Source organism: Herbiconiux liangxiaofengii (genome assembly GCF_041927335.1).
Classification (GTDB): Bacteria; Actinomycetota; Actinomycetes; order Actinomycetales; family Microbacteriaceae; genus Herbiconiux; species Herbiconiux liangxiaofengii.
The window spans coordinates 57375-78206 of record NZ_JBHFHD010000009.1 but is presented as its reverse complement, the minus strand read 5'-3'; the positions used below and the strand labels follow the sequence as shown (position 1 = coordinate 78206).

Here is a 20832-nt window from a genome sequence, read left to right as displayed (position 1 = left end):
GAAGTTTATGGCACCCGCTCAGGTTCCCTGCACGAACCAGATCACGTTCATGCGGTACACCATCACGGCCACCGCGAGGCACACGGCACCGAGGATCACGGTGCTCCAGCGACTGCGCTCCACCAGGGCCCAGAAGCCGCCCGCCACCGGCAGCAGCACCGCCGACACGAGGTACACCCAGAACTCCAGCGGGTCACCGCTCGGCGTGTTGCCGAACGCCGGCGAGGCGACGGCCACCACGAGCTGCACGATCAGCAGCAGCTCCACCAGCGCCGTCGCGCCCATGGTGAGGTCGGAGGGCTTCCGGCCGGCGAGACCGAGCACCACGCTCAGCGCTCCGGCGAGCACGGCGACGACCACCTGCACGATGGTGAACCATTCGATCATCGGGCGGCGTCCTCGTACTCGTCGGGCGGAAAATTCACGATGCTCTTGGCCTTCGAACCCTGGCGCTCCAAGAGCCCCACCAGGCGGCCCTCGGCGGTGACGGCGGCGACGGGACCCTCCGGCAGCTCGTCGGCCACCCGGATGCGCTGCCCGTGACCGAGGGCGGCTGCGTCCGCCGCGTCGACGTCGAGCACGGGGAACAGCGCCCGCGCCACCTCGGCGGCCGGCAGCAACCGCAGCAGTTCGCCGGCCTCGGCGCGGGCGTCGAGATCGACGAGGGTGGCGGCATCCGTCACCCGGAACGGGCCCACCCGGGTGCGTCGCAGGCTCGTGAGGTGCCCGCCCACGCCGAGGGCCGCCCCGAGATCGCGGGCGATGGCGCGGATGTAGGTGCCAGAGGAGCACACCACCCGCACGTCGACGTCGAGCACCGGATTCCCGCCCTCGTCGAGCGCCGACCGGGCCTCACCGAGAACCTCGAGCTCGGAGATGGTGACGGTGCGGCTCTTCAGCACCACGTCCTCCCCGGCCCGCACCCGCGCATAGGCGCGCCGGCCGTCGACCTTGATGGCGCTGACAGAGCTCGGCACCTGCTCGACGGTGCCGCGCTGGGGCTCAAGCGCCGCATCGACGGCCGCCGTGTCGAGGCCCTCGAGCGCGCCCGGTTCGGCTCGCTCCAGGATCTCGCCCTCGACGTCGTCGGTGGTGGTGGCGGCGCCGAGCCGGATGGTGGCGAGGTACTCCTTGTCGAGGCCCACCACGTAGGTGAGCAGTCGCGTTGAGCTGTTGACGCCGAGGATCAGGAGGCCGGTGGCCATCGGGTCGAGAGTGCCCGCGTGGCCCACCTTGCGGGTGCCGGCGAGGCGGCGGGTGCGCGCCACCACGTCATGACTGGTGAATCCGCCCGGCTTGTCGATCAGCACGATGCCGCTGGCCGTCGAGGAGGGGGGTTTCACGCCTGCCACCGTAACAGGCCGGGGGCGCGACGGCTGGCCCCAGGGTTCGCCCGCTCGCCGGCGGGCGGGTCACCGCTCACGGCTCAGCAGCTGTCGGCGAAGGTGCGCCGCGGGCGCTCCGGGTTCGCCACGGACACGATGGCGCTCGCTCCGAAACGCGGCCCGGCCTCGGCCTGATAGAGCGCGTCGGCCCCGCGCACCTGCTCGCTGAGTCCGGCGGCCGATCCTTCGAGGTAGGCGGTGAAGGTGAACGATCCGCGCAGCCCGGGTCGCTGCAGGAACGGCCCGTCGACGATCAGCACGGCGTCGGCCGGGGCGGTCACCCAGCGCGACTCGGCGGGCACGTCCCGCGCGGCATCGAAGGCGGTGATCTGGAACCCCGTGCTCCCCGCGAGCCGATACGGCTCGATCAGCACGCGCTTGAGCGTGTCGAGGTCGTAGCGATCGAGGTAGTAGCCGTCGGCCGACTCCGCGCCGAGTCGCGTGCGCACCGAGCGCGGGTTCTGGAAGTCGTCGAGCGAGGCGCGCACCGCCTCCACGCCGACCCGCTCGAAGGCGGCGGCGAGCTCGTCGGCCACGGCTCTCGTGTGCTCCACCCCGTCGATCGCCACGATCACGCGCCCCCGCGGGTAGTTGTGCCGGATCTCGTTCGTCAGCGCATCGGCGAACGCGCTGGCCGGGGTGGGGGAATCAACCATGCTCCGAGCCTACGCTCGCGGGGGCGGCGGAGGTCGGGGCGGGCCGTCGCATCCGGAGCCGCGTTTTAGAGTGGGGAGATGCCCGACACCGCCGCCTTCTCGAGCGCGGTCGTGGACTGGTTCGAGCAGAACGCCCGCGATCTGCCCTGGCGGCGACCGGGTTTCACCGCCTGGGGCACGCTGGTGAGCGAGTTCATGCTGCAGCAGACGCCGGTGGTGCGGGTGATCCCGCGGCTCGAGGAGTGGCTGACGCGCTGGCCGACCCCGGCTGATCTCGCGGCGTCGCCCGCGGGCGACGCGGTGCGCGCCTGGCAGTCGCTCGGCTACCCGCGGCGGGCACTGAACCTGCACGCCTGCGCGGTGGCGATCACCGAGCGGTTCGGCGGCGAGGTGCCGCGGGATGTCGCCTCCCTGCTGTCGCTGCCGGGCGTCGGCGACTACACGGCGCGCGCGGTGGCGGTGTTCGCGTTCGGCGACCGTCACCCGGTGGTCGACACGAACATCCGCCGGGTGATCGCCCGGGCGATCGAGGGTGCACCGGATGCGGCGGCTCCGAACGCGAAACGCGACCTGCCCGCGATGACGGCCCTGCTCCCCGGCCCCGATGCCGATGCGGCCCGCTTCAACGCGGGCATGATGGAGCTCGGCGCGCTGGTCTGCACGGCGCGCTCCCCCCGCTGCGACGCCTGTCCGGTGGCCGGCCTCTGCGCCTGGCGCGCGGCCGGCTACCCGGCGACGGAGGTGGCGCGCCGGCCGGTGCAGAAGAGGTACGAGGGCTCCGACCGGCAGGCCCGCGGCATCGTGCTCGGCGTGCTCCGGGCCTCGCCCGACCCGGTGGAGCACGCGGCTCTGCGCTCGGCGCTGCCGGACGCGGCACGGCTCGGCCGGGCCCTCACGGGGCTGCTGGCCGACGGGCTGGTGGTGGCGCAGGCCGACGACGTGTACGCGCTGCCCTGACCGGGGCGAAGCCGGCCCGCCGGGCAGGCAGCGGCCCGCCGGGCACGCCGGAGGGCGGCCACCGGGGTGACCGCCCTCCGCCCGAGGGGAGAAGCCGCTCAGCGCACCACGGCGAACCCGGCGTTCCAGCCCACCTTCTCGCCCACGGCGAGGGTGAGCTGCAGGAAGCCGATGGCCTCGAGTTCACGCGCGCGACTGAGCGCTCCGGCATCGACGGCGGCGAGGCCACCGGCGGTGATCGCGTCGATCAGGGCGGCCTTCGCGTCGGCGTCGTCACCGGCCACGAGCACCGTGGTGGGCACGCCGCCCAGTTCCCGGCTCGTCAGCGTGGCGGCGAACGTCGTGTTGAAGGCCTTGAGCACGCGGCTGCCGGTGAGCTTCGCCTGGATCTCGGCGGCAGCCGATCCGTCGGCCGGCACGACGAGGGAGTCGAAGGTGGAGAAGTCGAGGGGGTTGGTGATGTCGACCACCGTCTTGCCCTCAAGCTGGTCGCCGTAGGCGGCGATGATGCCGTCGACCTCGGGATACGGAACGGCGAGCACCACGATGTCGCCGTCGACGGTCGCCCCGGTGTCGGCGCGGGTGATGTAGCCGACGGTGCTGCCGCCGGCGGTCAGCACTCCCCCGATGGCCTCGCCCATGGAGCCCTTGCCGAAGATTGTGATCTCTGCCATTTCGATTCCTCTTTCCGATGCGTCCGCAGGTCCGGTAGCGGGCCGGCTATTAGTTGTTGCAACAACTAAAGGCGGAAATGATTCCCGAGACGGCGAAATCTCTCCGCGGATGCGGTGACCGGCTAGAGCCAGCCGTTCTGCTCGGCGATGCGGGCCGCATCCGCCCGGTTGCGCGCACCGGTCTTGCCGATCACGGCCGACAGGTGATTGCGCACCGTGCCCTCCGACAGGTGCAGGATGCGCGCCAGGTCGGCGATCGAGCCGCCCGTGCGAGCGGCCGCGAGCACGTCGGTCTCCCGCTCGGTAAGCGGCGAATCACCCTGGGCGAGCGACTCCGCGGCGAGTGACGGGTCGACGACCCGGAACCCGTTCGCCACCCGCCGCACGGCGTCGGCCAACTGGGCCGACGGGGTGTCCTTCACCACGAAGCCCGACGCTCCGGCCTGCATGGCCCGCACGAGGTAGCCGGGCCGGCCGAAGGTGGTCACGATCAGCACCCGGCAGCCGGGAACCGCCTCGCGCAGCTCGGCCGCCGCGGCGATGCCGTCGATTCCGGGCATCTCGATGTCGAGCAGGGCCACCTCGGCGCCGGAGGCGGTGGCCGCCGCCACGACCTCGTCTCCACGCCCGACCTCCGCCACCACCTCGATGTCGGACTCCAGCGAGAGCAGCGCGGAGAGGGCGCCGCGCACGAGCGCCTGGTCGTCGGCGATCAGCAGCCTGATCACGACCGCGCCCCCACCCGGCCCGCGGGGAGCGTCACGGCGAGGCTGAATCCCCCGAGCTCGCTGGAGCCCACGCGCAGCGATCCGCCGGCCAGCTCCACCCGCTCGCGGAGCCCGCGGAGCCCGGTGGAGGACGACGTTCCCGCTCCGTTCGCCGCCGCCGGGCCGGCTCCGTCGTCGTCGATCACCACGGAACGCGCCGTCAGACGGATCCGGCAGCGCGCCGCGCCGGCGTGCCGCACGACGTTCGTGACACCCTCCCGGATCACCCACCCCACGAGCTCCCGGTGCGCCGCCGGCACATCGTCGGTCGACGACGGCAGGTCGGCCTCGACGCCCGCCGCCTCGAGGGCCCCGCGGGCCGCCACGAGTTCGCCGCTCGCGGTGGTGCCGCGCACCCCCGACACGGTGGCCCGCACGTCGGCGAGAGCGCCGCGCGCCAGCGCCTCGACGTCCTCGATCTCCGAGCGGGCACGCTCGGGATCGACATCCATCAGTCGCACGGCCAGCTCGGACTTGACGGTGATGACCGTGAGCGAGTGGCCGAGGATGTCGTGGATGTCGCGCGCCACCCGCCCGCGCTCGCGCTCGGCGGTCACCGCCTCCAGCTCGGCCTGGGTGGCCCGGAGCTCGTTGACGACCGCGATCGTGCGGGCGAACGCCGACATCATCAGCGAGATCGACAGGATGATGACGGGCTGCACGAGCAGAGCATCCGACCAGGGCTGGGTGAGCGCGCGCACGGCCAGCGCCACGACGGAGAGGGTGCCGATCATCACGAGGGTGCTCGTCCACCGGAACACGCAGATGCCCACGATCACACCCGCATACGTCCAGAGCCCCACGACCTCCGGGCCGAGCCACGGCACGAACACGAGACTGAGGGCGAGCACCGCCCCGCACACGACGAGCCGGCCGCGGGTGCTGAACGTCCACGCGACGGGCGCAGCCGCGAGGAAGCACAGGCTGAACACCACCACCAGCGCGATGCCCACGGTCGCCTCGACCGGCGAGCCGGCCGCCCCGGGTGCCCGCAGGATGTTCGGGATGACCGAGAACACCCAGAACAGCGAGAACGTCGCCCCGAGATACCAGCTGAGGGCGCGCCGCGAGGTCAGCGCCGTGGGAAGGGTCGTGGTGGGGTCGGGACCCGCACTCGCCGACCGGATCGGCCAGCCCGGCCCGAAACGGCGCGGCTCCTCGATCTTCGTCACGCGCCCACCTTAGATGCTGCGGGCGAGGGTGCACCGACACCGACCACCCGGCCGTGCCATCCTCACACCCGCTTCGTGTCGCGTCTGAAGAACACCACGGTGCCGACGAGGAACACCCCGAACCACACCACGGTGTTCACCAGGGCGGCGAGGTCGAAACCGTCGCCGGTGAGCGGGGCGCGAGCCAGCTCGCTGATGCCGTAGACGGGGGTGAACGCCGCGATCGTCTGCATGAAGTCGGGCATGCTGCTCACCGGGTAGAAGAGCCCGCCGATGAAGGCGAGCAGCACGATGGCGAAGCTGGTGACCTGCGCGGCGTTCTCGCCGGGCACGAGATAGCCCACCATCAGGCCGAGGGTCGTGAACACCGCGCTGGCGAGCAACCAGCCCACGAGGCCGGTCGAGATCCACTGCACGGCCGAGAGCTCGACTCCGCTCAGAGCGCCCACGACGTAAGTGGCCACCACGGCCACGAGCCCGAGCAGCATGCCCGCGATCATCTTGATCAGCACGTTCACCAACGGGTTGAGCGGAGTGAGCCGCAACTGCCGGCTCCAGCCCTGGGCCCGCTCCACGGCGACGGATGCGCCGGTCTGCGTCGCCGACATCATCGCGCCGTACATCGCCATCGACACCATGATGAACGCGGCCACCGACGGCCCGCCGTCGGCGATCGCGGTGCCGGTGAGCGGGGTGTCGCGCAGCGGGTAGCCGATGATGAGGAACATCGTCACCGGGAAGATCAGGGTGAAGATGAGGGTGCGCCGGTTGCGGAGCTTGCGGGCCAACTCGATGCGCAGGTAGGTGAGGGTGAAGCCGCCGAGCGGCGGAACCCGGCGTTCGAGCTGCACGCGATCGAGCGCGCTCGGGGTCGTCATGGCGGTCATGCGGATGCTCCTTCCGAGGTGAGGGCGAGGAAGACGCTCTCGAGGTTCTGGGCGGTGATCTCGACGTCGCGCGCATCCGTGCGGGTGAGCAGGTATCGGGCGAGGGAGTCGGAATCGGCGGTGTGCAGGGTCACGCGGTCGCCCTGCACGGCCGCGTCGTCGACGAGGGGCAGAGCGGCGAGGGCTGCGAGGTCGGCACCGGGCAGGGTCGCCTGCACGATCCGCCCCGAGACGAGGTTCTTGATCTCGGCGGTGGCGCCGTCGGCCACGATCCTTCCGCGGCTCATCAGCACGATGCGGTCGGCGTACTCGTCGGCCTCGTCGAGGTAGTGGGTGGCGAACAGCACGGTACGGCCGCGATCGGCGTCGGCGCGGATGGAGCTCCAGAACGCCCGGCGGCCCTCGACGTCCATGCCCGTCGTCGGCTCGTCGAGGATCAGCAGCCCCGGGTCGGAGAGCAGGGCCATCGCGAACCGCAGGCGCTGCTGCTGGCCGCCGGAGCACAGGCCCACCCGGCGGGAGGCGATCTCGGTGATGCCGGCGCGTTCGAGCACCTCGGCCACGGGGCGGGTGTCGGCGAACAGGCTCGCGGTGAGGTCGAGCGTCTCGCGCACGGTGAGGTCTTTCAGCAGCCCGCCGCTCTGCAGCACGGCCGAGACCAGACCGCGCGAGATGGCGGTGCGCGGCGCGAGTCCGAAGATCTGCACCTCGCCGCTGTCGGGGGTGCTCAGGCCGAGCACCATGTCGATGGTGCTGGTCTTGCCGGCGCCGTTGGGCCCGAGGAAGGCGACGATCTCACCGGGTTGAACGACGAGGTCGACCCCGGTGACGGCGTGCACGCCGCCGAAGCTCTTCGTGAGCGCGGCGGCTCGAATGGCGGGAACGGGTGAGGAGTTCATACCCCCACTCTGGCGACCCGGCCCTCCGGATGCGCCTGAAGACTGTCACCCCCGGCCCATGACATCCGTCACCCGTCATCCGTCAGGACGACGCGCGACTCCGCGATGCGGCGCACACCACGGCGAGCACGGTCGCCTCGAGCACCGAGCGGTGCCGTCCCGCGGCCCAGCGCGTCTCGGCACCACTCCGGTACTCGAGCAGGGTGAGCGCCTCGCTGTCATTGCCGGCGGACAGTGCCGTCTGGTGCAGCGAGATGATCTCCACCACGATTCCGTGCTCGCCGAGCAGCAGCGTGGCCGCCTCCACCGGTCCGACGCCGTCGAAGGCGGCCGAGCGCTCCACGCCGTCGATTCCGAGCCGGACGGCCGTGCGGGTCGCACCGTGCTGGGTGGCCACGTCGAGTTCCCGCAGGTCGACGCTCGCCGCCGCAGGCACCAGATAGCTGCGCTCGAAGATGCCCCAGAGCTCCGCGGAACCCAGTTCGAGACCGGTTTCGTCGGCCTCCCGCTGCACGCGGCGGGAGAAGTCGATCTGAAGCCGTCTGGGCATCTCGATGCCGTGGTCGCGTTCGAGCAGGTAGGCCATGCCGCCCTTGCCCGATTGCGAGTTCACACGGATGACCGCCTCATAGCTGCGGCCGAGATCGCCCGGGTCGATGGGCAGGTAGGGAACCCGCCACGGCAGCTCACCGGCGGGGATCCCGGTGGCCTCGGCGCGCGCGCGGTGCTCGGCGAGACCTTTCTTGATCGCATCCTGGTGCGTGCCGGAGAACGCCGTGTGCACGAGGTCGCCGACATAGGGATGACGCGGATGGATCTCGATGCGGTTGCTGTGCTCGACGACGCGCCGGACGTGGTCGATGTCGGAGAAGTCGATCATGGGGTCGATTCCCTGCGCGTGCAGGTTCAGCGCCAGCGTGGCGATGTCGACGTTGCCGGTGCGCTCCCCGTTGCCGAAGATGCAGCCCTCCACCCGCTGGGCGCCGGCGAGCACGGCGAGTTCCGCGCAGGCGATCCCGGTGCCCCGGTCGTTGTGCGGGTGCACCGAGAGGATCACCGAATCACGTCGATCCAGGGTGCGGTGCATGTACTCGATCTGGTCGGCGTACACGTTCGGCGTCGCCGCCTCGACGGTCGCCGGCAGGTTCAGGATGACCGGGCGATCGGGGGTGGCCTCCCAGAGCGCGGTGATCGCGTCGCAGAGTTCGACGGCGTAGTCGGGCTCGGTGAGGTTGAACACCTCGGGAGAGAACTCGAACCGCACGGTGTCGAGGCCACCGGCCGACTCGAGCAGGTCGCGCCCTCCCTCGAGGATGAGGTCGCGCAGTGCGGCCCGATCCCTGCCCAGCACAACCTCGCGCCAGACCGGGGCGGTGGCCGTGTACATGTGGATGACGACGGGATTGCGGATGCCCCGGATCGACTCGACCGTGCGTTCGATCAAGTCGCGGCGCGCGGGCGTGAACACCACGATCGTGACGTCGTCGGGAGCGATGTCGCTCTCTGCGATCAGGCGTACGAAGTCGTAGTCCGTCTGCGACGCCGAGGGGTAGCCCACCTCGATCTCCTTGTAGCCCATCGTCACCATGAGTTCGAAGAACGTGCGTTTCCGACTCGGGTCCATGGGCTCGGCGAGTGCTTGGTTGCCGTCGCGGAGATCGACCGGCACCCAGAGCGGAGCCTCGGACAGGCGGCGCGACGGCCACTCCCGGTGCATCAGCGGAACGTCGACCCGGGAGAACACGTCGACATAGCGCTCCGACGGCATCGGCGAGTGACGTTGACGATTCCAGAACGGGTTCTGGCTCGGTACCGTGTCGGCAGGACGGGACAGCTGAAGGCGGGAGGAGATCACGCGGCCACGGTAGCACAACTCCTCAGACAAGCTGAGGAGTAAGCTGGGATCATGAGTCGCGTGCATCGAGAGTCCCTGTCCGAACAGGCCGCCCGACTCCTGCTCGATCGAATCCAGGCGGGCGAGTGGGAGGTGGGGCAGAAGCTGCCGGGGGAGACCACGCTGGCGCCGCAGCTCGGAGTCGGGCGTTCCACGGTGCGTGAGGCGATCCGTCAGCTGGCCGGGCAGGGGGTGCTCACCAGTCGTCAGGGTGCCGGCGTCTTCGTCGACGCTCTCCTGCCGGTCGACGACTGGGACTCGCTCGTGACCCGCGCGGCCATCGCCTCGATCCTCGAGGCGCGCACGGCGATCGAGTGCGAAGCGGCCTCGCTGGCCGCCGAGCGTCGAACGGAACCCGATCTGGTGGCCATTCGCGCTGCACTGTCGCGGCGGGGCTCCGAGCGCATCGCGATCGGCATCCGGGTCGACACCGACACCGCCTTCCATCGGAGCATCGTCGTGGCCAGCCGCAACGAGGTGCTGCTCGAGCTCTTCGACGCCTTCGCCGGCCGGAGCCGTGACGCGATGGTTCAGATGCTCGAGCTCAGCCGGCAACCCGGCACCGACGACGACCAGCGCGTGCACGCCGAGATCGTCGAGGCGATCACGGCGCGCGACGCCGACGCCGCGTTCGCGCTCAGCCGCGCTCACCTCCACGCTCTGGGTGATGCCGTCGCCGCATCGACGTCACCGCGCTGATACCGGTGCCCCTACGGGGTGGCGTAGGCGGGGATCGACGAGTCGATCATCCAGTACGGCCCCTCCACCCGTTCCGCGTCACCGGTGAAGCCCGAGTCGGGGATCATGAGGTATGTCGCGGGGTCGCCGCCACCGTCGTTCCAGGTGGTGTCGACGGCGAGCCAGGATCCGTCGATCAGCGACTTGTTCCACGCGTGGGCTCCCCCTGAGAGCACGTCTCCCGACACCACCACGGTCTGCACACCGGCAGCGTTGGCCAGGGCGTTGAACGCATACGCGTAGCTGGCGCAGACCCCGGTGCCCTTCAGAAGGGTCCCGGTCGCGTTCCAGGCCGACTCGTAGCCGAGCGGAGTGGTCGACGGATCGGCCTGCAGCGCCGCGAACGCCGCATCGTCGTAGGTGGCATTGCCGACCAGCCAGTCGTTGAGGGCCGTGACCTTCTGCGCCGCGGTCATGTCCTCGGTGGTGACCGCCCCCACCACCTCGTCGATCCGCTGCTTCAGACTCGCCTGAAGCGTCTTCACCTCTTCGGTGGGGATGGCGTAGGTGATCAGGAGGGTCTTGCCGCCGTCGCGGAGGCCCACGTAGTTGACGTTCATCACGTAGGGGTTCTGGTACTCCGCCTCGTAGGCGGCGTCGTACGGGTCGGGCGCGCCGGGCACGTCGACGAAGGCGGAGATGTCGATCGACGTCGTCTGGGCGATCATGTGCTGAGCGATGTACTTCGTGAGCTCGGTGCTGCCGTAGACCGGGTAGTCGGTGGGCGGAGCCTCCGACAGCGGCTCGGATTCGGCGTCCGCGGGGGGTTCGTAGGCCGAGAACCGCGGCATCCCGGTGGGAGGCGCCGCCGCCTCGGCCGCCGCATTGAACTGTGCGATCGCTCCTGCCAGGTCGGGGGTCGAGCGCTTGGTGATCGGCACCCACTCCCCCAGCAGAGTGCCCCGGCCGCGGAGCGGCACGACCCAGCGGTCGTCGTACTCGACCGTTCCCACCGGATCGATGTACGCGACCGTGGTGCGCGTGCGGCCGTCGATCGACGTGAACGGCAGCACGGTCTGAACGTTCTCGATGCCCTCGATGTACCCGCTCGCACCCCACTTCTTCAGGTCACGAGAGGCATTGAACGCCACCTCGTACGGCAGCGCTCCCGACGTCTGCGCCAGGTCGTAGGGCTTGTAAGGCGAGTAGTGGCTGCCGTCGGTGGCGATGACGCCGATGTCGAACGACTGCTTCGTGTTCTCGTCGTACACCTCGTCGGGGTCCTCGCTCGGCCAGTCCTCCGACCCGACCCGGTAATCGAATGCCTTCAGATTGACGTTCTGCTCGTCCACCCAGGGTGTCGTTTCCACGACGTCCCTGACCTCGGTGGAGCTCGACCACTGCGTGCCCTCGACCTCGGCCACGAGGCTCTCCCCGCCGCCTTCGATGGTGGAGTCCGACGACACGATGATCAGGTACTCGGTCGCGCCCTCGATGGGTGTCCACGACATGTTCACCGTGCCGTCGCCGCCCGGGTCGCTGAACGTGACGTCCGGGGCGGCGAGTTCCGAGGTCACCGTGAACCGGGTGACGAGCGGCTTGGCCCGCTCGGTCCCGTCCTTCTCGATCCGGTTGACGAGGTAGTACTCCTCGTGGAGCCCCCAGTCCGACACCTTGTAGTCGCCGTAACTCTCGTCCTGCTCGTCCATGATCGGCAGTCCGTCGTCGGGGGCGTTCCCACCGAAAGCCACCCCGAGCTCATCGCCCGACACCGTGACGTCGTCTCCGGGTTCGGACTGGAAGGCGAAGAAATCCGCGGGCTTGGTGAGGGCCGAGTCGTAGTAGACCTGCAACGCCCAGTCGCCCGGGATGTCTCCGTCGGCCACCGTGAGCCCGGAGGCCTCCGCGTGGGCGGCATTGACCGCATCCAGGTCGTAGTCGACGTCGAAGCGGAATTCGTGGTCGCGTTCGAGGCCGAGCATCTCATCGGTGTAGTCGTAGATCGTCGACCGGTCGGTGTACACGGCGGCCTGCGGGCCCGAGACCGCGGGCACCACCACGAACGCCGCGACCAGGGCGAGCACGGCGACGACGGCGACACCACCCGTCACGAGCCCGATCACCAGTCCGCGGCGCCGCTTCGGCCGGGCGGCCGGCAACGGAGCGCCGGGATACACGTGCTCGGTCCACTGCGCGCCGTCCCAGTACCGCTGGCGCTGCGAATCCCACGGATCGGGGTACCAGCCTGCGATCGTTCCCCCTGCAGAATCCGACACCGAGAATCCCCTCCCCCTGAAACCCGACCGCACGCGCGCCCCGAATGCGACGTGCCGGCCTCTCGTTAGATCCTGCCCGGTACCGACGCCGATTCCAAATGCCGCAACCGGCGCGCGACACCGGCCACGGCGTCCCGCCCGGCCCGGTTCGCCCCCACGGTCGACTGCGACGGCCCGTACCCGATCAGATGGATGCGCGGGTCGACAGCGACCTCGGTTCCGTGCAGAGCGATGCCCCCGAGCCCGTTCCGCAGCCCCGACGGATCGAGATGGCCGATCGCCGGGCGGAAGCCCGTCGCCCACAGGATGGTGTCGACGGAGGTGAACGTACCGTCCGCCTCGCGCACCCCGTGGGGCTCGATGGCGGTGAACATCGGCCGCCGTTCCAGAGCGCCTCGATCACGCGCGGCGACGGCGTACGGGCTCCAGATGAGTCCGGTGTACGAGACCACGCTCCGCCCCGGCCGGCCGGCCTCGGCGTCGGCCGTCACCCGGGCGATGGTGTCGCGACCCGTCGTCTCGGGCTGGAACTCGCCCTCGATGAACACCGGCTCGCGCCGCGTGTACCAGATGGTCGTGGCCACCCGCGAGATCTCCTCGAGCTGCTGCACCGCCGAGATCCCGCCGCCCACCACGGCCACGCGATGCCCACGGAACTCCTCGAGGTCCCTGTAGTCCTTGGTGTGCAGCTGCCGGCCGAGGAACGTGTCCTGACCGGGGTACGACGGATGCACGGGGTTCGTCCACGTGCCCGTCGCGTTGATCACGAACCGGGCGCGCCAGCGACCGGCATCCGTGTCGACCAGCAGAACACCCTCGGGGTCGCCGTCGGCCGGCCACACCGAGGAGACGTGCACGGGGCGCAGGAGGGGGAACCCGTGCTCGCGTTCGTAGGCGGCGAAGTAGCGCGGAACCGCGACCCGGCTCGGCTCATCCGGATCGGGTGCGGGCTGCGGAGCCCCCGGGAGGTCGAAGATGCCGTTCACGGTCGCCATGTGCAGCGACTCCCAGCGGTGCTGCCAGGCTCCCCCGGGTGCGTCGTCGGCGTCGAGCACCACGTAGCTGAACGCCCCGGATGCGCCGGGCTCGAGCGCGCTCACGAACCCGCGGCGCTGCAGGTGGTAGGCGGCCGACAGCCCGGCCTGCCCGGCTCCGATCACGACGACCGTCGCGAAGCTCTCGGTCTCGGTCATGCCCTCGACAACGCCCGGCTGCCGCCGGATGTTCCGACTACCCCGCGCTCTCGTCGTCGATCACCCGCGGCTTCACGTAGGGGTCTTCGTCGCCCGCGTAGGTGGCCGACTTGGCCAGCCCTTCTACGGCCGCGTCGCGCGACTTCGCCTCGGCGAGCAGGTCTTCGAGCACCTTCGCGTTCTCGGGCAGTGCATCCGCGATGAACTCGAGCGACGGGGTGAGCCGAGCCGTGATGTTGCGGCCCACCTCGGAACGCAGCATCCCGGTCGCCGACTTCAGAGCAGCCGCGGAGTCCTCGCGCTCCTTCTCGTCGCCGTACACGGTGTAGAACACCGAGGCGTGCTGGAGGTCGCCGGTGACCCGGACGTCGGTGATGGTCACGAAACCGAGACGGGGGTCGCGGATGCCCTTCTCCAGGCGCTTCGCCACGATCACCTTGATGCGGTCCGCCATCTTGGCGGCACGTGCGGGATCAGCCATGAGCCATCCTGCCTTTCTGTAGATACGGGAGAAGGAGTGGTGCGACGATACCGCCGCACCACTCCTCCATCAGCTCACGCCAGTTCTAGCAGAACGCTAGACGCGCGGCTTCTCCTTCATTTCGATCGTCTCGATCTCGTCGCCGATCTGGATGTCGTTGAACTTGCCGAGACCGATACCGGCCTCGAAGTCCGTACGCACCTCGGTGACGTCGTCCTTGAAGCGACGCAGCGACTCGATCGCCAGGTTGTCGCCCACGACGACACCCTCGCGGATGACCCGGGCCTTGGCGTTGCGCGTGATCGTTCCCGATCGCACGATGACACCCGCGATGTTGCCGAACTTGGAGGAACGGAACACCTCGCGGATCTCGGCCACACCCGACTGCACCTCTTCGAACTCGGGCTTGAGCATGCCCTTGAGCGAGGACTCGATGTCGTCCAGCGCGTTGTAGATGACCGAGTAGAAGCGGATGTCCACGCCTTCTCGGGCAGCACGCTCGCGCGCCTTCGTGTCGGGTCGCACGTTGAACCCGATGATGATCGCGTTGTCGACCGTCGCGAGGTTGACGTCGGACTCGGTGACCGCACCCACACCGCGGTGGATGATGCGCAGCTGCACGCTGTCGTCGACCTCGATCTTGAGCAGCGACTCCTCGAGTGCCTCGACGGCACCGGAGACGTCACCCTTGATGATGAGGTTGAGCGCTTCGACCTTGCCCTCTTCGAGTGCACGGGTGAAGTCCTCGAGCGAGATGCGCTTGCGGGCCTTGGCCAGCGAGGCGTTGCGCTCGGCGGCTTCACGCTTCTCAGCGATCTGACGGGCCGTGCGGTCCTCCTCGGTGACGAGGAAGGTGTCACCGGCGCGGGGCACGGTCGACAGACCCTGCACCTGGACCGGCCGCGACGGGGTCGCCTCGGTGACCGTCTCGCCGTTCTCGTCGACCATGGCACGAACACGCCCGTAAGCCGTTCCGGCCACGATCGCGTCTCCGACGCGCAGCGTTCCCGACTGGATGAGCACGGTCGCAACCGCACCACGGCCCTTGTCGAGCTTGGCCTCGATGGCCACACCGCGAGCATCCTTGTTGGGGTTCGCCCGCAGGTCGAGCCCGGCGTCGGCGGTGAGGAGCACGGCGTCGAGCAGGTCCTGGATGCCGATGTCGTTGCGCGCCGACACGTCGACGAACATCACGTCTCCGCCGTACTCCTCGGCCACGAGGCCGAATTCGGTGAGCTGCTGACGCACCTTCGCCGGGTTGGCGTCGGCCTTGTCGATCTTGTTCACCGCGACCACGATCGGCACGTTGGCCGCCTGGGCGTGGTTCAAGGCCTCGATCGTCTGCGGCATGATGCCGTCGTCGGCCGCGACCACCAGGATGGCGATGTCGGTCACCTGCGCACCACGAGCACGCATGGCGGTGAACGCCTCGTGACCCGGGGTGTCGATGAAGGTGATCGGCCGCTCGCGGCCCTCGTGCTCGGTGACGACCTGGTAGGCACCGATGTGCTGGGTGATGCCACCCGCCTCACCGGCGACCACGTTCGCGTTCCGGATCGCGTCCAGGAGGCGCGTCTTACCGTGGTCGACGTGACCCATGACGGTGACGACCGGGGGACGGATCTCCAGGTCTTCGTCGGTCTCGTCTTCCAGCTCCTGGTCGAGGTCGATGTCGAAGCCCTCGAGCAGCTCGCGGTCCTCCTCCTCGGGGGAGACGACCATGATCTTGTAGCCGAGCTCTTCGCCGAGCACCTGGAAGGTGGCCTCGTCGAGCGACTCGGTCGCCGTCGCCATCTCACCGAGGTGGAACAGCACGGTCACCAGGTTGCCGGGGCTCGCGTCGATCTTGTCGGCGAAGTCGGTGATAGAGGCACCGCGGCGCAGTCGCACCACGGTGTTGCCGTCGCCGCGGGGAACACTCACGCCACCCAGCGACGGAGCCTCGCGCAGCTCGAACTCTGCCCTCTTCGTGCGCTTGGACTTGCGTGCCTTGCTCTTGCCGCCACCGCGACCGAACGCACCGGCGGTTCCACCGCCGGGGCCTCGGCCTCGGCCACCGGCACCCGGACGCGGCGCGAAGCCACCGGCGCCAGGGGCACCACCGGGACGGAAGCCGGGCGAACCCGGAGCCGGACGGGCGCCGCCACCCTGTGCGGCACCCGGGCGGAAGCCCGCACCGGTGCCGGGGCGCTGGAAGCCCGTGGGGCGCGGAGCACCCGGACGGGGCGAGCCAGGACGCGGGGCGCTGGGGCGGGGAGCACCGGGACGCGGGATGGCGCCGCCGGCGCCTCCACCCGCACCGGTACGGCCCATGCCCTGCTGGCTGGCGAACGGGTTGTTACCGGGGCGCGGAGCACCGGGGCGCTGCATGCCCTGCTGGCTCGCGAACGGGTTGTTGCCCGGACGCGGGATGCCGGGACGCGGGCCACCCGGACGCGGTGCGGCCGAGTCGGCCGAGCCGGAACCGGCGGCCGGAGCCGACGGAGCGGCAGGCGCCGCGGACGAGGGGGCCGCCGGTGCGCTCTCGGCCGGAGCCGACGGAGCGGAAGCCGCAGGAGCGGCCTCGGCAGGCGCAGCGGGGGCCGGAGCCTTCGGGGCGGGACCGCCAGGACGAGCACCCGACGGGGCCGGAGTCTCGGCAGCCGGAGCGGCTTCGGCCGGGGCGGCGGGAGCCGGAGCACGACCGGCCGACGGGCCGGGGGTACCGGGCCGGGCACCGGGGCGCGGGCCCGACGACGACTTCGCGGGGGCACCGGTGCTCGGAGCGGCGGCGGAGGCGCCGTCGGCCGAGGCACCGGCCTTGATCAGTGCCTCTTTGAGGCGGCGAGCCACGGGGGGCTCGATGCTCGACGAGGGGCCTTTGACGAACTGGCCCATCTCTTTGAGCGTTGCAAGGGCGACCTTGCTGTCGACGCCGAGTTCGGCGGCGACTTCATGTACACGTGGTTTTGCAGCCACAATTCTCCTGTCTGAGGGCCCACCCCAGACAGGGCAGACCGCTAATAGCGGACGGGACTCATTTCGAGTCGCTCATCAGTTGTCACTCATGGTTCACGGTGCCAATCAGCCTGTTCTCTAGAGGTGTCGTGTCGAGTGAGCCCTCGACGCGGAGCGCACGCCCGAAAGCGCGTCGCGTGACCGCGAGGTGGAAGCAATCGATCGAAGGATGCAACCAGGCGCCCCGCCCGGGAAGAGAAGCCGTCTCATCGACGACCAGATCTCGACCCGCAGAGTCGGTGTTCTGATGAACACGTTCCTGGGCGACGACCCTCAGCAAAGAGGATCGAGTGGCGCGCGCGCGGCATCCGACGCACGTTCTAACGGGTTCCATGGTACTCCATATTCCCCGAGCGCCGGTCGACGGCACCCGGGGACGGCGCCGATCAGTCTTCGTCGAGGATGCTGTCGGGCTGGATGTCGATCTTCGCGCCCGTGAGCTTCGCGGCGAGTCGGGCATTCTGGCCCTCCTTGCCGATGGCCAGCGACAGCTGGTAGTCGGGCACCAGGGCTCGGACGGCCTTGGTGGCCGAATCGATCACGAAGGCACTCGACACCTTGGCCGGCGACAGCGCGCTGGCCACGAAGGTCGGCAGGTCTTCGGAGTAGTCGACGATGTCGATCTTCTCGTTGCCGAGCTCCGACGTCACCGCGCGCACACGCTGACCGAGCTCGCCGATGCAGGCGCCCTTGGCGTTCACGCCGGGCTCCGTGGCGCGCACGGCGATCTTGGTGCGGTGCCCGGCCTCACGGGCCAGCGACACGATCTCCACCACGCCCGACGCGATCTCGGGCACCTCGAGCGCGAAGAGCTTGCGCACGAGCGACGGGTGGGTGCGTGACACGGTGATCTGCGGGCCCTTGGGCCCCTTGGCCACGCTCGTGACGTACACGCGGATGCGCGAGCCGTGCGCGTAGACCTCGCCGGGAACCTGCTCCTCGGGGGGCATGATCGCCTCGATGGTGCCCAGGTCGACGTGGATCATCTTCGGGTTCGGGCCCTGCTGGATGACGCCGGCGACGATGTCGCCCTCGCGCCCCTTGAACTCGCCGAGCACCTTGTCGTCGCCGATGTCACGCAGACGCTGGTTGATGACCTGCTTCGCCGCGAAGGCCGCGATGCGACCGAAGTCGCTGGGGCTCTCCTCGGCTTCGCCGATCATCACGCCGTCTTCGTCGTACTCCGGCGCGAAGATGCCGATGTGACCGGTCTTGCGGTCGAGGTGCACGCGCGCCGAGCCGGTGCCGTCCTCGTTGACCGCCGGGCGGTCGGTGTGCTTGAGGAATGCGGTCAGGATGGCCTGCTCGATGATTCCCACGAGCTCCTCGAAGGGGATCTCTCGTTCACGCTCCAAGAGGCGTAAGACGCTGAGGTCGATGTCCACTTCCGGCCTCCTCTGTTCAGATCTACGATGCCGATGTCTCCGGCAGTCAAACCGAAAGACTACCCGAAGCTCGCCGCCACGGCATCCAGGGCGACCTGGGTGCGCTCGCCCGAGGCGCGATCCCACAGCTCCACGACGCCCTCGGCGACCCCTCGGCCCACGATCACGATGTGCGGAACGCCGATCAGCTCGGCATCGCCGAACTTCACTCCCGGGCTCACCTTGGGCCGGTCGTCGAACAGCACGTCCTGCCCGGCCGCCTCCAGATCGGCCACCACGGCCTCGGCCGCCTGGTAGATCTCGGGGTCGCGACCGGTGGCGATCACATGCACGTCGAAGGGGGCGACGGCCTCGGGCCAGATCAGACCACGGTCGTCGTTGTTGAGCTCGGCGATGATCGCCAGGATGCGGGTGACCCCGATGCCGTACGACCCCATCGTCACCGTCACGAGTTTGCCGTTCTCGTCCAGCACCTTCAGGCCCAGGGCCTCGGCGTACTTGCGGCCGAGCTGGAAGACGTGGCCGATCTCCATGCCGCGCGCCAGCTCCACCGGGCCCGAGCCGTCGGGAGCGGGGTCGCCCGGCAGCACCTCGGCCACCTCCACGGTGCCGTCGGCCGTGAAGTCACGCCCGGCCACCAGGCCGAACACGTGCTTGCCGTGCACGTTGGCCCCGGTGATCCAGCCGGAACCGTCGACCACGCGCGGGTCGACCAGATACCGGATGCCGGTGCTCGACGTCTCGCCGAGCACCGCGCCCTCGGGCGAGTACGGCCCGATGTAGCCCTTCACGAGCCCGGGGTGCCTGGCGAAGTCGGCCTCGTTCGCGGGCTCCACCTCGGCCGGGGCGAAGGCCACCTCGGCGCGCTTGAGATCGACCTCGCGGTCGCCGGGGAGGCCCACCACCACGACCTCGCGGCTGCCGTCCAGACCCACGAGAGCGAGCACCACGTTCTTCAGGGTGTCGGCTGCGGTCCACGACCGGCCGTCGGGCCGGGGGTGCGCGGAGTTGGCCGCATCCACGAGCGTCTGGATGGTGGGGGTGTCGGGGGTGTCGTGCACGTCGGCAGGGGTGAGCCCCTCGTACGACCGCGACTCGGGAACGAGGGTGGTGAACGCCTCGACGTTCGCGGCGTACCCGCCGGCCGAGCGCACGAACGTGTCCTCGCCCACCGGGGTGGGGTGCAGGAACTCCTCGCTCTTGGAGCCGCCCATCGCCCCGGCGTCGGCCTTCACGATCACGTACTCGAGCCCGAGCCGGGTGAAGATGCGCTCATAGGCGTCGCGCTGCGACTGGTAGCTCGCGTCGAGCCCCGCATCCGTGTAGTCGAAGGAGTACGCGTCTTTCATCGTGAACTCGCGACCGCGCAGGAGGCCGGCCCGCGGACGGGCCTCGTCGCGGTACTTGTCCTGGATCTGGTAGATCGACAGGGGCAGGTCTTTGTAGCTGGAGTAGAGGTCTTTCACCAGCAGGGTGAACACCTCTTCATGGGTGGGTGCGAGCACGAACCCGGCGTCTTTGCGGTCGGAGAGCCGGAACATGCCGGGCCCGTACTCCTGGTACCGGCCGGTCACCTCGTAGGGCTCCTTGGGCAGCAGCGCCGGGAAGTGCACCTCGAACGCCCCCGCGGCCGCCATCTCCTCGCGGATGATGGCCTCGATCTTCGCCTTCACGCGGAGCCCGAGCGGCAGCCACGCGAAGATGCCCGGTGCCTGCCTGCGGATGTAGCCGGCGCGCACGAGCAGCACATGGCTGGTCACCTCGGCGTCGGAGGGGTCTTCGCGGAGGGTGCGCAGGAAGTAGTTCGAGAGACGAGTAGCCACCCACCGAGTCTAGCCAGCACGATCAGTCCGGCCAGCACGATCGGTCCGGCCAGCACGATCGGGCGGCTCCGAACGGGCCTCTGGTCCTGCACAGCCGGCCGGATGAGCGAAGTTCTCCACAGATGGCCCGGCACGCGCCGCGGCATCGGACCGCAGAACCTACCGTCGCGGAATGGACACTCTGATTCAGCTCCGTTCGGCGTCGCCCTACCTGCAGCGCTGCGACACCCCGATCGGGCGGGTGGAGGTGGTGAGCGACGGAGAAGCGGTGACGGCGGTGGCCATCGAACAGCGGGGGCTGCTCCCCCACGACGGTCTGGCTTTCGACTCCAACACGGTGGCCGACGAGGCCGTCGCGCAACTGCTCGACTACTTCTCGGGGTCGCGGCGGCGCTTCTCGGTGCCCATCGCCCACCGCGGCACCCCGTTCCAGGTGCGCGTGTGGCAGGAGCTGGCCGCCCTCGGCTGGGGCGAGGTGACGAGCTACGGCACCATCGCCCGAGCGGTGGGCAAGCCCGGGTCGGGGCGGGCGGTCGGCGGCGCCGTGTCGCTCAACCCCACTCCCCTGCTGGTGGGGTGCCATCGCGTTCTCTCGGCCTCCGGCCACATCACCGGCTGGAGCTGGGGCGCGGGAGCCATCACCAAAGGGTGGCTGCTCGCCCATGAGTCGATCCCCTACGCGAGCGGATGAGCGGGCACCGCCACCCG

At 70.0% G+C, this 20832-nt stretch carries 19 protein-coding genes; 3 read left to right on the top strand and 16 right to left on the bottom strand.

What is annotated here, in order from left to right:
• Positions 1 to 18: 18 nt before the first annotated feature.
• From ACEXOR_RS09210 to ACEXOR_RS09200, 3 genes are all read right to left on the bottom strand, one after another.
• Positions 19 to 387: a hypothetical protein gene (locus tag ACEXOR_RS09210; RefSeq protein ID WP_374849295.1), complete on the bottom strand. Its 369-nt coding sequence runs from the start codon at positions 385 to 387 to the stop codon at positions 19 to 21.
• On the bottom strand, positions 384 to 1343 hold the full coding sequence (truB, locus tag ACEXOR_RS09205) for a tRNA pseudouridine(55) synthase TruB (protein ID WP_374849294.1): 960 nt from the start codon (positions 1341 to 1343) through the stop codon (positions 384 to 386). The genes ACEXOR_RS09210 and truB overlap by 4 nt, the downstream gene beginning before the upstream one ends.
• Before the next feature lie 83 nt (positions 1344 to 1426).
• On the bottom strand, positions 1427 to 2041 hold the full coding sequence (locus tag ACEXOR_RS09200; RefSeq protein ID WP_374849293.1) for a nucleoside/nucleotide kinase family protein: 615 nt from the start codon (positions 2039 to 2041) through the stop codon (positions 1427 to 1429).
• 78 nt (positions 2042 to 2119) lie between these two features.
• Here ACEXOR_RS09200 and ACEXOR_RS09195 point away from each other — a divergent pair, with 78 nt between their 5' ends.
• A complete protein-coding gene (locus ACEXOR_RS09195; RefSeq protein WP_374849291.1) occupies positions 2120 to 2998 on the top strand; it encodes an iron-sulfur binding domain-containing protein in 879 nt (292 codons plus the stop codon).
• Between the two features lie 98 nt (positions 2999 to 3096).
• Here the strand turns inward: ACEXOR_RS09195 and ACEXOR_RS09190 are convergent, their stop codons facing one another.
• From ACEXOR_RS09190 to ACEXOR_RS09165, 6 genes are all read right to left on the bottom strand, one after another.
• Positions 3097 to 3672, bottom strand: a complete 576-nt coding sequence (locus ACEXOR_RS09190) for an NADPH-dependent F420 reductase (RefSeq protein ID WP_374849290.1) — start codon at positions 3670 to 3672, stop codon at positions 3097 to 3099.
• 122 nt (positions 3673 to 3794) lie between these two features.
• A complete protein-coding gene (locus ACEXOR_RS09185) occupies positions 3795 to 4400 on the bottom strand; it encodes a response regulator transcription factor (RefSeq protein ID WP_374849289.1) in 606 nt (201 codons plus the stop codon).
• A complete protein-coding gene (locus ACEXOR_RS09180; RefSeq protein WP_374849288.1) occupies positions 4397 to 5611 on the bottom strand; it encodes a sensor histidine kinase in 1215 nt (404 codons plus the stop codon). Before ACEXOR_RS09180 ends, ACEXOR_RS09185 begins: the two co-directional genes overlap by 4 nt.
• A 62-nt stretch (positions 5612 to 5673) precedes the next feature.
• Positions 5674 to 6498 (bottom strand): ABC transporter permease, encoded by an 825-nt coding sequence (locus ACEXOR_RS09175; RefSeq protein ID WP_374849287.1) that lies wholly within the window; start codon positions 6496 to 6498, stop codon positions 5674 to 5676.
• Positions 6495 to 7397 (bottom strand): ABC transporter ATP-binding protein, encoded by a 903-nt coding sequence (locus ACEXOR_RS09170; protein WP_374849286.1) that lies wholly within the window; start codon positions 7395 to 7397, stop codon positions 6495 to 6497. Before ACEXOR_RS09170 ends, ACEXOR_RS09175 begins: the two co-directional genes overlap by 4 nt.
• Before the next feature lie 82 nt (positions 7398 to 7479).
• The gene (locus ACEXOR_RS09165) at positions 7480 to 9165 is read right to left on the bottom strand and encodes a 2-isopropylmalate synthase (protein WP_374849611.1); all 1686 of its coding nucleotides are present in this window, start codon (positions 9163 to 9165) and stop codon (positions 7480 to 7482) included.
• 138 nt (positions 9166 to 9303) lie between these two features.
• Here ACEXOR_RS09165 and ACEXOR_RS09160 point away from each other — a divergent pair, with 138 nt between their 5' ends.
• The gene (locus tag ACEXOR_RS09160) at positions 9304 to 9990 is read left to right on the top strand and encodes a FadR/GntR family transcriptional regulator (RefSeq protein ID WP_374849285.1); all 687 of its coding nucleotides are present in this window, start codon (positions 9304 to 9306) and stop codon (positions 9988 to 9990) included.
• A gap of 11 nt (positions 9991 to 10001) precedes the next feature.
• Here the strand turns inward: ACEXOR_RS09160 and ACEXOR_RS09155 are convergent, their stop codons facing one another.
• The 7 genes from ACEXOR_RS09155 to ACEXOR_RS09125 form a co-directional block, all read right to left on the bottom strand.
• A complete protein-coding gene (locus ACEXOR_RS09155; protein WP_374849284.1) occupies positions 10002 to 12245 on the bottom strand; it encodes a transglutaminase domain-containing protein in 2244 nt (747 codons plus the stop codon).
• Between the two features lie 65 nt (positions 12246 to 12310).
• Positions 12311 to 13438 carry an NAD(P)-binding domain-containing protein gene (locus tag ACEXOR_RS09150; RefSeq protein ID WP_374849283.1) on the bottom strand — a complete coding sequence of 376 codons (1128 nt, stop codon included), beginning with the start codon at positions 13436 to 13438 and terminating at the stop codon, positions 12311 to 12313.
• Between the two features lie 37 nt (positions 13439 to 13475).
• Positions 13476 to 13919, bottom strand: a complete 444-nt coding sequence (gene rbfA, locus ACEXOR_RS09145; RefSeq protein WP_374849282.1) for a 30S ribosome-binding factor RbfA — start codon at positions 13917 to 13919, stop codon at positions 13476 to 13478.
• Positions 13920 to 14015: 96 nt separating this feature from the next.
• The gene (gene infB, locus ACEXOR_RS09140) at positions 14016 to 16877 is read right to left on the bottom strand and encodes a translation initiation factor IF-2 (RefSeq protein WP_374849281.1); all 2862 of its coding nucleotides are present in this window, start codon (positions 16875 to 16877) and stop codon (positions 14016 to 14018) included.
• An 82-nt stretch (positions 16878 to 16959) separates the two neighbouring features.
• Positions 16960 to 17250, bottom strand: a complete 291-nt coding sequence (locus tag ACEXOR_RS09135; RefSeq protein WP_374849279.1) for a YlxR family protein — start codon at positions 17248 to 17250, stop codon at positions 16960 to 16962.
• Positions 17251 to 17302: 52 nt separating this feature from the next.
• The gene (gene nusA, locus ACEXOR_RS09130; protein WP_374849278.1) at positions 17303 to 18301 is read right to left on the bottom strand and encodes a transcription termination factor NusA; all 999 of its coding nucleotides are present in this window, start codon (positions 18299 to 18301) and stop codon (positions 17303 to 17305) included.
• 59 nt (positions 18302 to 18360) lie between these two features.
• Positions 18361 to 20124, bottom strand: a complete 1764-nt coding sequence (locus ACEXOR_RS09125) for a proline--tRNA ligase (protein ID WP_374849277.1) — start codon at positions 20122 to 20124, stop codon at positions 18361 to 18363.
• Between the two features lie 172 nt (positions 20125 to 20296).
• Between ACEXOR_RS09125 and ACEXOR_RS09120 the strand changes: the two genes are divergently transcribed.
• The gene (locus ACEXOR_RS09120; RefSeq protein ID WP_374849276.1) at positions 20297 to 20815 is read left to right on the top strand and encodes a methylated-DNA--[protein]-cysteine S-methyltransferase; all 519 of its coding nucleotides are present in this window, start codon (positions 20297 to 20299) and stop codon (positions 20813 to 20815) included.
• The last annotated feature ends 17 nt before the right edge of the window (positions 20816 to 20832 follow it).

Coding starts and splice junctions, on each gene's coding strand:
- ACEXOR_RS09120 (WP_374849276.1), top strand. CDS start 20,297: ATGGACACTCTGATTCAGCTCCGTTCGGCGTCGCCCTACCTGCAGCGC.
- ACEXOR_RS09150 (WP_374849283.1), bottom strand. CDS start 13,438: ATGACCGAGACCGAGAGCTTCGCGACGGTCGTCGTGATCGGAGCCGGG.
- ACEXOR_RS09210 (WP_374849295.1), bottom strand. CDS start 387: ATGATCGAATGGTTCACCATCGTGCAGGTGGTCGTCGCCGTGCTCGCC.
- ACEXOR_RS09160 (WP_374849285.1), top strand. CDS start 9,304: ATGAGTCGCGTGCATCGAGAGTCCCTGTCCGAACAGGCCGCCCGACTC.
- ACEXOR_RS09190 (WP_374849290.1), bottom strand. CDS start 3,672: ATGGCAGAGATCACAATCTTCGGCAAGGGCTCCATGGGCGAGGCCATC.
- ACEXOR_RS09135 (WP_374849279.1), bottom strand. CDS start 17,250: ATGGAACCCGTTAGAACGTGCGTCGGATGCCGCGCGCGCGCCACTCGA.
- ACEXOR_RS09175 (WP_374849287.1), bottom strand. CDS start 6,498: ATGACCGCCATGACGACCCCGAGCGCGCTCGATCGCGTGCAGCTCGAA.
- ACEXOR_RS09195 (WP_374849291.1), top strand. CDS start 2,120: ATGCCCGACACCGCCGCCTTCTCGAGCGCGGTCGTGGACTGGTTCGAG.
- ACEXOR_RS09165 (WP_374849611.1), bottom strand. CDS start 9,165: ATGCCGTCGGAGCGCTATGTCGACGTGTTCTCCCGGGTCGACGTTCCG.
- ACEXOR_RS09200 (WP_374849293.1), bottom strand. CDS start 2,041: ATGGTTGATTCCCCCACCCCGGCCAGCGCGTTCGCCGATGCGCTGACG.
- rbfA (WP_374849282.1), bottom strand. CDS start 13,919: ATGGCTGATCCCGCACGTGCCGCCAAGATGGCGGACCGCATCAAGGTG.
- ACEXOR_RS09170 (WP_374849286.1), bottom strand. CDS start 7,397: ATGAACTCCTCACCCGTTCCCGCCATTCGAGCCGCCGCGCTCACGAAG.